Origin of the sequence: Vibrio sp. 10N.222.55.B11 (assembly GCF_041473705.1) — a bacterium.
Taxonomy (GTDB): Bacteria; Pseudomonadota; Gammaproteobacteria; order Enterobacterales; family Vibrionaceae; genus Vibrio; species Vibrio crassostreae_C.
The window spans coordinates 133,321-147,023 of sequence record NZ_JBFRST010000018.1 but is presented as its reverse complement, the minus strand read 5'-3'; the positions used below and the strand labels follow the sequence as shown (position 1 = coordinate 147,023).

The 13,703-nt window shown below is 44.6% G+C and carries 12 protein-coding genes; 5 read left to right on the top strand and 7 right to left on the bottom strand.

Translation table 11 applies throughout. From position 1 onward, the window contains the following. Positions 1-85 precede the first annotated feature (85 nt). Both AB4503_RS07650 and AB4503_RS07645 read left to right on the top strand, forming a co-directional pair. A complete protein-coding gene (locus tag AB4503_RS07650; RefSeq protein ID WP_017059521.1) occupies positions 86-346 on the top strand; it encodes a DUF333 domain-containing protein in 261 nt (86 codons plus the stop codon). Between the two features lie 38 nt (positions 347-384). Further along, positions 385-507, top strand: a complete 123-nt coding sequence (locus AB4503_RS07645; protein ID WP_017059520.1) for a hypothetical protein — start codon at positions 385-387, stop codon at positions 505-507. Between the two features lie 4 nt (positions 508-511). Here AB4503_RS07645 and AB4503_RS07640 read toward each other — a convergent pair whose 3' ends face one another. Next, positions 512-1,390, bottom strand: a complete 879-nt coding sequence (locus tag AB4503_RS07640) for a YdcF family protein (RefSeq protein WP_372114167.1) — start codon at positions 1,388-1,390, stop codon at positions 512-514. Between the two features lie 356 nt (positions 1,391-1,746). On the opposite strand from AB4503_RS07640, the gene AB4503_RS07635 reads away from it, so the two are divergent. The 3 genes from AB4503_RS07635 to AB4503_RS07625 all read left to right on the top strand — a co-directional run bounded on the left by AB4503_RS07635 (position 1,747) and on the right by AB4503_RS07625 (position 5,994). Beyond that, the gene (locus tag AB4503_RS07635; RefSeq protein WP_372114165.1) at positions 1,747-3,117 is read left to right on the top strand and encodes an L-serine ammonia-lyase; all 1,371 of its coding nucleotides are present in this window, start codon (positions 1,747-1,749) and stop codon (positions 3,115-3,117) included. A 415-nt stretch (positions 3,118-3,532) separates the two neighbouring features. After that, a complete protein-coding gene (locus AB4503_RS07630; RefSeq protein ID WP_069601584.1) occupies positions 3,533-5,011 on the top strand; it encodes a peptide MFS transporter in 1,479 nt (492 codons plus the stop codon). Between the two features lie 200 nt (positions 5,012-5,211). Continuing rightward, a complete protein-coding gene (locus AB4503_RS07625; RefSeq protein ID WP_102332033.1) occupies positions 5,212-5,994 on the top strand; it encodes a siderophore-interacting protein in 783 nt (260 codons plus the stop codon). 134 nt (positions 5,995-6,128) lie between these two features. On the opposite strand, the gene AB4503_RS07620 is transcribed toward AB4503_RS07625, so the two are convergent. From AB4503_RS07620 to AB4503_RS07595, 6 genes are all read right to left on the bottom strand, one after another. Further along, positions 6,129-7,031 carry a multidrug transporter gene (locus AB4503_RS07620; protein WP_372114163.1) on the bottom strand — a complete coding sequence of 301 codons (903 nt, stop codon included), beginning with the start codon at positions 7,029-7,031 and terminating at the stop codon, positions 6,129-6,131. A 154-nt stretch (positions 7,032-7,185) separates the two neighbouring features. Continuing rightward, positions 7,186-7,890 carry a phosphonate utilization transcriptional regulator PhnR gene (phnR, locus tag AB4503_RS07615; RefSeq protein WP_029235340.1) on the bottom strand — a complete coding sequence of 235 codons (705 nt, stop codon included), beginning with the start codon at positions 7,888-7,890 and terminating at the stop codon, positions 7,186-7,188. A 67-nt stretch (positions 7,891-7,957) separates the two neighbouring features. Next, positions 7,958-9,667: a putative 2-aminoethylphosphonate ABC transporter permease subunit gene (locus AB4503_RS07610; protein WP_372114161.1), complete on the bottom strand. Its 1,710-nt coding sequence runs from the start codon at positions 9,665-9,667 to the stop codon at positions 7,958-7,960. A gap of 21 nt (positions 9,668-9,688) precedes the next feature. Then, complete coding sequence (locus AB4503_RS07605) at positions 9,689-10,798, bottom strand: putative 2-aminoethylphosphonate ABC transporter ATP-binding protein (RefSeq protein ID WP_372114159.1); 1,110 nt, start codon at positions 10,796-10,798, stop codon at positions 9,689-9,691. A gap of 227 nt (positions 10,799-11,025) precedes the next feature. Beyond that, on the bottom strand, positions 11,026-12,447 hold the full coding sequence (locus AB4503_RS07600; RefSeq protein WP_372114157.1) for an FAD-dependent oxidoreductase: 1,422 nt from the start codon (positions 12,445-12,447) through the stop codon (positions 11,026-11,028). A 144-nt stretch (positions 12,448-12,591) separates the two neighbouring features. After that, complete coding sequence (locus AB4503_RS07595; protein ID WP_128644407.1) at positions 12,592-13,602, bottom strand: putative 2-aminoethylphosphonate ABC transporter substrate-binding protein; 1,011 nt, start codon at positions 13,600-13,602, stop codon at positions 12,592-12,594. Positions 13,603-13,703: the final 101 nt, after the last annotated feature.

Here is a 13,703-nt window from a genome sequence, read left to right as displayed (position 1 = left end):
AAATATACTAATTTCATAGAGCTTCTCATTTGGTTCTGTAGAACTTAACGCATTCGATTATAGAGTTATCACGTAGGAGATAGACATGAAGAAAATTGGTTTGATGGCTGTATGTGCCGTTGTATTAGGCGGTTGTGCAAACGACTATGCAGAATATAGCGAGGGCCAACGTGTTTCAGTCGCTAACCCAGCAGCGGTTTATTGTGTTCAACAAGACGGTGAATTAGACACGGTTACTGAAAACAATCAGCGTACAACTTACTGTGTATTCGATGACGGCGAGCGCATTGAACAGTGGGAGTACTACCGCAATAACCATGAGCAAGATTCAGAAAACCAAAGTTAATCACTGTAAAAAACACATGAGCCTTCTGGCACAATGTTATGGGCGATGATTACGTTCGAGCGGTTAAAAACATCGCTGAAGAAGGCACTGAGCTTCTAGCTTACTGTCTGATTGCCTTTGCGAGTTTAAAGACCGTTATTGGCATCACGAGAAAGAAATAATCACCTATCGCCACCAGCGATGTGTGTGATCCGATTCCGGATCTAAATAACGATTCAATAAAGTCAGGTTAGTATCTAGTAGAGCTAGGTATTCCCTGACTTTTTTTACATCGGTACCCACTGAAGTCTGCTGGATACAGCGCTCCAATGCTGGGAGTAAACTCTCCACAATGTCAAAGTCAGATGAACGTCCAACGAGCTTTTTGGCAGTGATCAATGCTTCCAAAGACAGTCTTTCTGGCTCTCGTCTAACCAACTCTAAATCTCGCTTAAATGCGCCCGCACAAACACCTTCAAGATAAACTCGGTAGGTCGTCAGTACATCCATCAACAGAAACAATTGCCCTTGAGCACTTTGATGTGGGTATGGCACCGCAACATGAGCATCCAACCTGCGATCTATTTGCAGCTCACCCCCAAGTGCGGAACACTTCTCGACGAGAACTTTAAGCAAACCTTGCTCGTCCATGAGCGATTGAATCTCAAATATACGTTGTAAGTGGTAGTCATTCGAAACGAATGTCACTTGCACACTTTGCCCACGAGTAAACAGCCCGCTTGCAATCATCTCTGAGGCCAAGTTCTGTATGTTCTCGACAGTGTTGGTCGAATACTGCTCGAGCAAAATCGCCCCTAAAGAAAACGGATGTTCACGCTGCTTTTCAAGCTTTCTAAAGTACTGGTGCATCGCATCGGCTTCAGACAGTGTTTGCCCTTTTGTTACCCCACCACAAAATGCTACCGCAGTTTGCTGATTCGACTCTTCTGCCAAAGGCTCCGCCAGATACTCAACCAAAGCATCAACTCGACTGGTTCCTTCATCAGTCAATTTATTCTCATTAAGTCGCTTACCCAGCACAATAAGGAGGTGATTAGTGCTCATTTTATGTTCAAGTCTCGTTTTGGGGATTAGATGGAGTGAATTATGTATACAATACTTGTTAACAAAAGTATTTTGAAATTCTTATATGTTGCTCGCAATAATGCTCACTATTGATAGCGACATCTTAGGTAATACAAGAATAGACGTGTTGCTTTACAGCAAACATAGCACGCTCTTGTATTTCATCGCTCTATGCTTGTTAGCACTGGTCGATAAAAGAGCCCTTTCAATCAATGAATACGCTCAATCGCATAACTATTTCACCCAAAGAACAGGTTCACTCAAAGAAGTGCAACTAACTAAATACAAATTTTACACAGAGTTCGTCCATCGAACCGTCTTCACAGGAAGTTACTATGCTGTCTATTTTCGATATCTACAAAATTGGGGTTGGGCCATCCAGCTCCCACACAAATGGACCAATGATCGCTGGGTTTAACTTTACCCAAAAAATTGATGCTCAGCTTAAGCAAGTGAAGCGTATTCAAATCGACTTATACGGCTCGTTATCATTGACGGGTATTGGTCACCACACAGACAGAGCGACCTTGTTAGGTTTGCTAGGTAACCGCCCCGACACCATTAAAATCACCAGTGCTAACCAAGCAATGCGTAAGGCGATTGAAGATAAATCTCTATTGGTTAGCGGTAACCATGAAATTTATTTCGATGTAGAAAGCGATCTGCTCTTCCACAAGACCAACCTTCCGTTGCATGAAAATGGTATGACTATCTCTGCCTTTGACGAAAGCGGCAGCCTTCTGGATATGGAAACCTACTACTCGATTGGTGGTGGCTTTATCGCAACCGCTGATGAGCTACAAAACGGCAAACAGGAAGCAGAAACTCAAGTTGAGTTCCCTTTCTCTTCTGCTGATCAGTTGCTTGAACTATCCGAACAACAAGGACTGAGCCTTGGTGGCTTAATTCTACGTAACGAAGTTTCATTCCAAGGTATGGATGTGATTGACCAGAAAGCCGACCAAATTTGGAAGGTGATGTCTCTGTGTATGCAGCGTGGCTTTGACACGGAAGGCATCCTTGATGGCGGCCTAGAAGTCACTCGTCGAGCACCTGCTCTGCTTAAAAAGCTTGAAGCGAATGCCTCGATTGAAAACGATCCAATGGAGATCATGGATTGGATTAACCTATTTGCCTTTGCCGTGAGTGAAGAGAATGCAGCGGGCGGTCAGGTCGTGACATCACCTACTAATGGTGCGGCTGGCGTTATTCCTGCGGTTTTGATGTACTACCATCGTTTCGTCAAAGAGCTAGACACTAAGCAGCTTAAAGACTTCTTGGCTGTCTCTGGTGCAATCGGCATCTTATACAAAACCAACGCTTCGATTTCTGGCGCAGAGGTAGGTTGTCAGGGTGAAGTCGGCGTTTCTTCATCAATGGCCGCAGCAGGCCTAACTGCCCTACGTGGTGGTAGCAACGAACAGATTTGTATTGCCGCTGAGATCGCGATGGAACACTCACTGGGCATGACATGCGATCCGATCGGCGGACTTGTTCAGGTGCCATGTATCGAACGTAACGCAATGGGTGCAATGAAAGCCATCAATGCATCGCGCATGGCGTTGAAACGTACCAGCAAGTGTCTTATCTCGTTAGACAAGGTTATCGAGACCATGTATCAAACAGGTAAAGACATGAACAAGAAGTACCGTGAAACTTCTCTAGGCGGCCTAGCCGTGATCCACATGGCACCACCTTGTGAATAAAAGACAGGAACACGAGTGGAGAAAGCCTCTATAGAGACAGCATTCTTGTAAACTTAGTTTTCAATATCTCAACAAAGCCAGCCACCAAGCTGGCTTTTTTATTGGCTAAAGCCCAACAGCTAATTGAAAGTGATACTCACTCAAAATAACTTACAGAATGACTACCTCTAACTTTCCCTTTATTAGTTCATTACTTAGCCACAAATGATGATGGCTAAATTTCATACCGCCATGCATCCACTTGCAAAATCTAACGTTGCAAATCTCATTCATGAGAAATATGAATGCACTCATAAGAAAAGATATATCGAGTATAGTTCTGTTTGGGACAGATGTTTCAGTTTATGTATTACTACTAATGATATTATAATCGGGTAATTACACTACATATTAATACAAACGTGAGAATAAAATAATGTGGAATAGATTAAACAAATCAATGATGTTCTGCCAAATGATGTTCGGACTTTCGTTCTATGGCGTCATGGTGATCTTGACTCGTTTCTTCCTTGAAGATCTGAACTACAATGAAGCCGACACCATGATGGTTGTTGGTGCTTTCTCTGCAATCGGACCGCTATTTGCTATCGCAGGTGGCTTTATCGCCGACAAGTTTTTAGGCGCTTACCGATCTTTAACCATTGCCTTCCTAGGGTTCGCAAGTGGTTACGTTCTACTGGTACTTGGTGCAGCAGCAACCAATGTTCCGATGGCATTATGTGGTATTGCGTTAGCAAGTTATGCACGTGGTTTGATGTCCCCTTCTTACCCAAGTCTTTACAAACGCACGTTCAAAACTCAAGAAGATTTTGAGAACTGCTACCCAATCAACTACTCAGTAAACAATATTGGTGCTCTGTTAGGCCAATACCTGTTCCCAATGCTAGTACTTGTTGTTGGTTTCCACGGTGGTTTCCTTCTTTCAGCGGTTCTAGCCGGTGCTGCGCTTCTGATGATGATCTTTGTTCGCAAAGGCCTTGTTGAAGCAAGTGCTGAAATCGACCAAAAACCAGTAAGCACTAAAAACTGGGCAGCGTTCCTTGGTCTTTCTGCCGCTATGATTGGCTTGGTATTCTTCATGTTCTCGAACATGGATATTGGCCAAAACATCGTATACGCAATTGGCGGTGCAGCAATCGTCTACTTTGTTTCTTTGATGTTGAAATCGAAGAAATCAGACATGCTGAAAATGGGCACTATTTTAATCATCACATTCCTGACGACATGTTTCTTCGTGTACTACGGTCAGATGATGACTTCGATGACAATGGTAGCGATCAACACAATGCGTGGCGATCTATTTGGTTTTATCCCTGTTGCACCTGAAGCTTCAATGGCAATGAACCCACTATGGTGTATGGTTGCTGGTCCTATCATCGCGGGTATCTTCTCTAGCCTAGAAAAGAAAAACATTAACTTCTCAACTGCAACCAAAGTCGGTTTCTCTTTCATCCTTACGGCTATCGCTTTCGGTATCCTTACGATGGCAGTAACGACAGTTGGTGACGATGTTCTGATCCGCCCAGAAGTCTTCCTAGCGATTCACTTCTTCCTAGCATTCGGTGAAGTGATTGTAGGTTCAATGGTTGTAGCCTTCATCCTGTCTGTTGCACCTAAGCACATTGAAAACTTCTCAGTAAGCTTGTTCTCTGTTGCTATCGCACTATCAGGCATTGTTGGCGCGGTATTCTCAACGTCTATTGCACTAGAGAAAGGTCAAGAGATCACACAAGAGATCGTGCAAACGGTTTACGGTGATTACTTCCAAATGCTGACTGTTCTTGCCGTCGTGATGGTAGGTATCGCAATGGCAGCATCGTTCATTATTCGTAAGATGCTAGAAGCTGCGAAAGCCGCTGAAGAAACGATTGAACTAGAGCAAGCAAACAGCTAATTCTGTTCGCTGAGTCAAACCAATCCTAAGAGCCCTTTAGTTTTCTAAAGGGCTCTTTTTTGTAGGATCCGTTTCTCAATAGGATCTGTCGTATAAGTTAGGTAGTACATGTGTAAATAAAAGTAAATGATAACTATTAGTATTGAGTGTTTTTTAGTTCAGGATTATGATGTGGAAATCCAAATCTAAGAGAGCCTTATATGAGCAAGCCTAGCCCTATCACATTAACCGTTACTCAAACCTCAACAATTACTCCAAACATGCAGCGCATAACGCTTAGCGGTGAGGGATTAAGTAAATACCCAACAGAATGTGCCGGCGGCTACATCAAGCTTTTATTCTCGCCACTTGGCACGACTGATTTAAGCCAGCTAAACGAAGGTGAGCGCCCAACCATGCGTACCTACACCATTCGTCAGTACAATCCTGTAGAGCAGTGGATTGAAGTCGATTTCGTTCGTCACATCACTAAAGATTTGCAGTGTGGCTTTGCTGCAAGGTGGGCAATGAACGCGAAAGTGGGTGACACTATTTCAGTGGCTGGTCCTGGTTTAATTCAGGGGCTTAACCTAGAGTCAGACTGGTTCTTCTTAGTTGCAGACATGACGTCCCTACCTGCGCTTTCTGCAAAAGTAAAAACGCTCCCAGAAACAGCAACTGGTCACGCTATCATTCAGATCAACTCAGCAGCAGATAAGCAGGTACTTGAGACTCCTCAAGGTATCAAAGTAACCTGGTTGATTGAAGATGAAACCTCAGAGTCACTTTCACAAACCGTGCGCAACACAGAATGGTTAGAAGGTCAGGTTTCAATATGGACAGCGTGTGAATTTGAAAGCATGCGTGAGCTAAGACAATACTTCCGCAACGAAAAAGAAGTCGCGAAAGAGAACATCTACATCAGCAGCTACTGGAAACGTGGTGTCACTGAAGATGGCCACAAAGTGTTGAAACAGCAAGATGCTCAAGATTTAGCGGGGTAAGTCTTTTACTACCTACAGCTTCTTACTAAATAAAGAGAAAACGCCCTTAACGAAGTTTGTTTCGCTAAGGGCGTTTTTTCATTTAACTTAATAGAGATACCTATTCACAAATCCCCAATCACTCAGGCGATCTTTTAAGTCAATGAGATAACTAAGCCAGCAATAATTAGAGATACGCCTACACCGCGAGTCGCGTGCCACTTTTCCTTTAAAAAGTAGATCCCCATCACTACGCCGAAGATGATGCTTACTTGCCTTAGAGCGACAACCAAGCTGACATTTTCAGTCATGGTCATCGCAAATAATACGAGGCCATAGGTCGAAGCCATCATGATGCCAGCAAGTGTTGCTCTTTTACGCAATAACCAAGCATTATGAAATTCGATTTTTTGATTCGACACGAGCAACCACAGGCTCAGTGGAATCACAATCGCCCAAAACTGAATGCCTAGATAGAAAATCGCGGTGTGCTTGTTAGTTATAACTGGTGTGCTCAAAGGATCGAGTAACAAAAGCGCTTCTTTATCAATGATGGAATAGCCCGTGGTACCAATGGCCGCGATCAACGCCCACAGTACGCCAAGGTTGAGATACGCTTTTAACCTAAGATCTGAAAACTTCTTAAGTGGTACAAACAAACAACCCAAGGTAATCAAGGTGAACCCAAACCATTGATTGGGTGACAGCTCATAGCCTATCAACACCGTGCCTAAACCCACCATCAACACGGGCAGTGCTCTTGCCATTGGGTAAATCACGCCGATATCAGCTTGTTTGTAGGCCGCGCCTAACCCAATCAAATAGATGATTTGACAGATCCCACTCAAGAAAACCAGTTGCCAGAATGGAAGTGAGATATTTGAAAATCCAACGTTATCAACATACCAAATTAGGTAAGGAGTCAAGATCGCGGCAGCGGCAAAGCCAGAAGCAAGGAAAAAAGACGACCCCGAACCTTGATTAGATTTACCTAGAACATTCCAACCCGCATGAAGCAGAGCCGAAATTATCACGATGACGATGGCAGAGAATTCCATTTCATTCCTAAATTATAGATGAATTAGCACAACGGCTGACAACAGGTGATAAAAAAAGGCCTCCGAATAAGAGACCTTTGAACTTTTCAATTGGGCAATCCTGCATAATTGCAGATATGCTAACGTTCTAACGTTCTAACGTTCTAACGTATGACTAGCGCTCTAGCTGCGCGATTGACTCAATACTGATCGCGTCATGACGCCAATACTCAATATCACAGTCAATCAGATCGCCGTTTTGATTGTAGTTAACACGCTCAACAACCATTGCAGGTGAGCCAGAAGTCGCACGCAGGGCTTGCGCTGTCTCGCCAAGTAAAGACGTTGTGCTCACTCGGTAACGGATCTTCTGATACACCACACCAAAGTGTTCGCGGTAGATGTCCGTCAACGATTTAGACAAGTCATAATCAAGCAAGTTAGGGAACAACTCTGGTCGAATGTAGTTGGTCACATACACAACCGGCCTATCTTCAAGATAACGAACTCTGTCTACTCGATAAACGTCCGAGAAAGGTTGTAACTCAAGAAGCCGAGTCGCCTCCTTGGTTGCTAACATTCCTTTCGCCGCAACCAACTCAGTTTTCGGCTGTCGATTCTGCGATAGAGCCATATTGGTGAAGTTCAGCGTTTGTGTTGGATCGTAACGAAGCGGCTCGGGAGAGATAAACCAACCACGTCGGTCTTCTCGATAAATGCGCCCTTCCGCTTCAAGTGAAGACAAGGCTTCGCGTAAGGTAACTCGAGTCGTATCAAACGATTCAGCCAGCTTACGTTCCGCAGGCAGCTTCTGTCGTGGTGTTAACATCCCCGACTCTATCTGCTCTACGATGACATCTTTGATTTTTACGTACTGCACTTCATTTCCTTTCATTCTTGTTCTTGTCGTCAGCCACTCCTTGGCCAACTGCAATATAAGTGGTTCGCTAGCGTTTACGCCAAGCTTGGGTGCGCTTATCGAATAACTTGTTGATTAGCATATGAATCAACTTCGCACTCGCTGCAGATATCATGATCATCACCGCCATCGCTGCTGCTGCACCGGTTTGACCTGCATCGTCCATATTCAGTACTGATACTGACGCTGGAATCGTATTGGTAGAATACAAGAATACTACCGCAGATGTCGTGGTAAGTGCATTAATAAACAGGTATGTCGCAATATCTAAAATCGCCGGCAGACAAACAGGTACCGTCACCTTAAAGAACAGCTTGTATTGCGGTAAGTTTACCGAAGCCGCTGTTGCTTCAATTTCGGAAGGCAGTTGTTTCAATGCCGTTAACGCCGTCATGTGCCCTACCGTGTAGTAGTGAACCACGGTATTAATCACCAAGAACGCCATCGTGCCATACAAGAAGTTAAGTGGGTTACTCAAATCATTGAAGTAGAAGATATAACCCAAACCCAGCACCATACCCGGAACGGCCATCGGAACAACGCTGAGCATTTGCATCGCTTGACGAACAGGACCGAAGGCGCGACCTTTCTCAATGCAGTATGCACCTAAGAAAATCAGAACAGTACCAATAACCGCAGTCCAAGCACCAAGCGTTAAGGAGTTGAAGAATGGCGCCCAACCATAAGTACTCATTTCTGCGAAGTTGTAGTTGTTTAGCGTCAGCGCTTTGTTCCAAGGCCAGAAGGTGACCATCGAACCGTATATCGCCATGCCCAACACAATAACCACAGCAGCAGAGATGATGGTGCAATAAAGGAAACATAAGCCATCACGTAGCGTGCTAGGTTCAGGTTGGTACGCGACAGAACGAGTATCAAACAAGCTCTTTTGTTTCTTTTGAACCCAGCGGTCAACGGTAAACGCAAGCAACGCAGGTAATAGCAGCAAGATACTGGTTACTGCACCCATAGAGAAGTTCTGTTGACCAACCACCTGCTTAAAGATGTCAGTCGATAACACGTTGTAGCTACCACCTATCACCTTTGGCACACCAAAGTCACAAACCACCAGCGTAAACACAACGATCAGGGTACTGATCAAGCCGTATTTTGCCGCAGGTAACGTCACCATAAAGAAAGTTTTTAACGATGAAGTATTGAGTGCACGTGCTGCCTCATAAAGGCGAGCGTCAGAGGTTCTTAATGAGGTGGTCAGAATCATCAAGGCGTGTGGAAACGTCCAAAATATCAAGCCCAGTGAGATACCAATCAAACCATAAACCGAGTTGCCCCCCAAGACTTCTTTAGCGATACCTTGGTTACCAAATAAGAAGATAAGACTGATTGCAGGAAGCAGTGACGGAGCAAGAATAGGCGCAGAACCCAGTACTTGAAAAAGCCCCTTAAAAGGCATGCATGAACGAGTTAGCGCATAGGCATAACCAAACGCCAAGACACCCACGATTACGGTCACTAGCAATCCAAGCGTGAAGGTATTACCTACCGATTGCCACAGGCTTTGAGACGCAAAATACGTAGCGAAATTCTGTAAACCTACAAATTCACCGTCTGCGTTCTGAACACTCTTTTTCAACATTGCCCACAGTGGCATCAGGATAAACAACGTCATGACCACAGACAAAAAGGCCAACAGCCCAAATAGAATTACGTTGTCTTTGCTTAACCGAGCCAGAAAAGGTTGTACTCGTCGTTGAATTAGCAGCTTAGATTGCATCATTTGAGTCGATTCCATGATTGATTACGCCGCCTCGTCTTTCATCACTTGCAGGCTTTTCGATGAGTAAGCTCTAAGGCCTTCTTGATCAAACGCCACGTAACGAATATCACTGCGACGCAGCTTCAATCGGTTGAACTCTTTGACGGGAACATCAACGATGATCTCTTTCGCCGTTGAGTCATGTTGCAATTGACACTCAACACGATAAACCGCCCCTAAGAATTCGCTTGATACGATTCTCACTGGCAAGGATTCACTAAAACGATCAACAAACTGGATTTGCTCTGGACGAACGGCAATATCAAAAACATCACCCAGATTTGGCGTGAGATTATCTAAGCCAGGTAACGGCAGCATTGACTCAGCAATACGCATCTTGCCTTGAGCCGCAACAGAAGCTTGAATAAAGTTCATGCTACCAACAAACTCAGCCACAAAACGACTGACAGGTTTTTGGTAGATCTCTTGAGGAGCACCGACCTGCTCGATAACACCATGATTCATCACGACAATACGGTCTGCCATCGTTAACGCTTCATCTTGGTCGTGCGTCACCATAATAGTGGTGATACCCAATTTGCGTTGCAGTTGGCAGATCTCATCACGTAGGTGTGTTCTTACCTTCGCATCCAACGCAGAAAGCGGTTCATCGAGTAGCAACAAGCCTGGAGACAAGGCTAATGCGCGAGCCAGAGCAACACGCTGCTGCTGTCCACCAGATAGCTGATTTGGAAATTTCTGACCAGACGTTGGTAAGCCAATGGTCTCTAACCAAGACTCAACCGTCTCAAGGGCTTCTTTGGTCGACATGCCTTGGTTTTTCAGACCAATCGCAATGTTTTCTTCCACAGTGAGATTTGGAAACAAAGCGTAAGATTGGAACACGATGCCAAAGTCGCGCTTTTCTGGTGGCAAGAAGGTCGTATCATTACCGTTCTGCTCAATAGAACCTGACGTTGGTAAGTCTAGGCCTGCAATCGCACGTAATAAGGTGGTTTTTCCACAGCCAGATGGGCCAAGGAAGCAGACGAACTCGCCTTTATCTATCGATAGGGAGATGTCTTTTAACGCTGTAAATTGGCCAAATTGCTTTACAACGTTTTCAATATTCAAATAAGTTTGGTTGCTCATACTACAGCACTCTCTATATGGTATATACCAAATTTATACTGAGAATATTGCAGTTGAGTGACAAATTTATAGAAGCTAAATGACACTTATATTGCAGATATAATAAGCATTAAAAATTGCTATTTGTTCAACATTGAAAGTTAGTTCAACGTTGAAAGCCCTCAGTGACTTGCCCATAAATCACTGAGAGCCTCAATGTAAACTTCTAATTTAAACGCTAGATTAATCTATGATTCAACCTTGTCGGCTTTGCCCGCCGCACCTGCGAGTTTGGATAACTGTTTATCTAGCCACAATGGCGTGCTACCCGAATCTTCCGCGTTCTCTTTTCTTCGTACCGCATCACGCACTATCATCGCACCTACCCAACGGAATGGCTCTGGCGGGAAGTGTCCTAATGGGCCTTTAGTTAAACCGCTTCGCGTCCAAGCATTGTCGATATCGAGTACCATTGCTGACAAAATCTTCCCGCCCATACGGGTTTGAGCAACGCCATTTCCAGAGTAACCAAGCCCATAATAGATGTTGCTTTGGCCTTTTAGATTACCGAAAAATGGCAATCCGGTGACCGAACGATCTGAGCCGCCAGACCAGTTGTAATCGAATTCACTTTGTTCCAATTTAGGGAACAATTTTTGGAACGATTGATTGAGAATCGGTAGGTAGTTAGTCGTTTGGTTGAACATGCTTTCAACCTGATTCGCAAACGAGAATTTATTGCCGCCTTTACCCAACATGAGTCGTCCGTCCTGGGTATCTCGGTAGTAGTGGACAAAGATACGCGAATCTACCACCGCCGCCCCTTTCTCTGGGCCAAATTGCTTGAGCTTTTCCGGAATGGGCTTGGTCACCACCATATCTGAAGAGACAACCACAATGCTGCGTTTGAACTCTTTGAAGTGATCGAGCATCCACGCATTGAGTGCCAAAATCACTTTATCCGCAAATACTGACCCGCCTTTGGTTTGAATTCGAGCGGGAGAGCCATAGTCGAGTGATGTCATTTCTGTGTTTTCGTGAATTTCGACACCCAATTCGATCGCAACGCGGCGCAAACCTCTAGCCAATAACGCTGGCTGCACACTACCCGCAGCTTCTGAGTAGTAACCCTCAATGTGGCGTTCAGATCCCGCTTTATCAGCCAAAGAATTGTCGCACTTCTTCCAGCTATTGATACCCTGCTTAACCAGCTCATTAACAACAGGCTCCATTCCACCCTTTTGGGCTTCATTAGTCGCCGTGTAGTAAGTACCGCTTCGATATAGATGCGCGTCAATCTTGTGTTCGTTACAGAAGGCTTCGATCTCGTATATAACCTTTTCCGACTCCTTAACCAACCATTTCGCTTGTTCTTTTCCATAGAGCTTTTTCAGCGTCGGATACTTAGTTGACCACGTCAGCATGCAACCGCCGTTCGCACCAGAAGCACCGCTACCACATAGGCCTTTTTCAATCACGACAACATGCTTTTCTGGTTGCTGTTGTTTGATTAAAATCGCCGTCCATAAACCCGTATAGCCACCGCCAACAATGGCGATATCACAGTTGACGTCTTTTTGGAGCGGCTTAGCCGAATCTAGCCCCGCATGGATGTTGCCAAACTCTTGTTCCAACGCTTGCTTGAACCAATATGAGTAGTGCTTTGTCATTTGTTGTACCTTACTTAAAACCTAAAGGCGTAAAACTAAAAAAGGAAGACCGAAGCCTTCCTTTACTGATTTCTAACTTCTAATGAACTAAACAGTTAAATAGCTAAATAGTTAAATAGTTAATTAACTGAGTAGCTCGATAGATTAAGATTTTGGCTCTGATTTAGCGTCAAACTTCTCAGACCATGTTTTCAATACGTCTGCACGCTCGCTGCCCATACGTGCAAAGTCCATTTTTGCCATGTTCTTTTCGACGTTAGGGAAGTTTTCAATTGTTGCCGTCACATCTTGGTGACCAACAACTGGGTACATTTCGATGTAAAGCTCGTTTGCTGCTTTAGAGATAGACCAATCAACCACGCGTTGCGCAGCATCAGACGGCTTCACAAGACCTACCGCTTCAGATTCCCAGCCGATACCTTCAGGCGTAATCACAGAAAGTGGTGCACCTTGAGTTTTCAGCTTAGCGCCGCGGCTCGCCATAGAAATACCGATAGCGACTTCACCCATACCCGCTTGAACACATGGCTTAGAACCAGAGTGCGTGTAGTGAGCGATGTTTTGGTCTAGCTTCTGCATGTAGTTCCAACCTTGGTCTTCACCCATGTTTTGTAGCCAAGCAGACACTTGCATATAACCCGTACCAGAAGACGCTGGGTTTGGCATCGCAATGTGGCCTTTGTAGATAGGCTTGGTTAGGTCATCCCAAGATTTAGGTGCTGGTAGGTTAAGTTGTTTCGCTACCGCTTCGTTGAAACAAACCGCATTGAAGAATGCATCGTTGCCATACCAAGCTTGAGTAGATTGCGGATCGTTGAGGTTTGAGCGCAGCGCTTCTACACCTTGAGGAGTGTAAGGCTTAAGAATGCCCTCCTCCTTAAGTAGAGCCATTGAAGAACCCGCAAGGCCCCACACCACTTCTGCACGAGGGTTGTTTTTCTCAGCCAATAATTTTGCCGTCATGATTCCTGTTGAATCACGAACCCATTTGATGTTGATGTCTGGGTTTTCACTTTCAAATGCGTTTTTGTACTTCGCTAAAATGTCAGTTTCAAAAGCGGTGTAAACCGTCACTTCCTGTGCTGCATAAGCATTACCAGCCAATAGAGTAACTAAAGCTGCAAGTGATCCTTTCATAAAACGGTTTTTCATCATTTTCTCCAGTCAGGCCCGATGCCAAGGTTAGGAATTGCCAAGGTTAAAGTTGTTAAGGCTAGAAGCTCCATCTAGAGGCTTCTATATCCATAAATTCATTT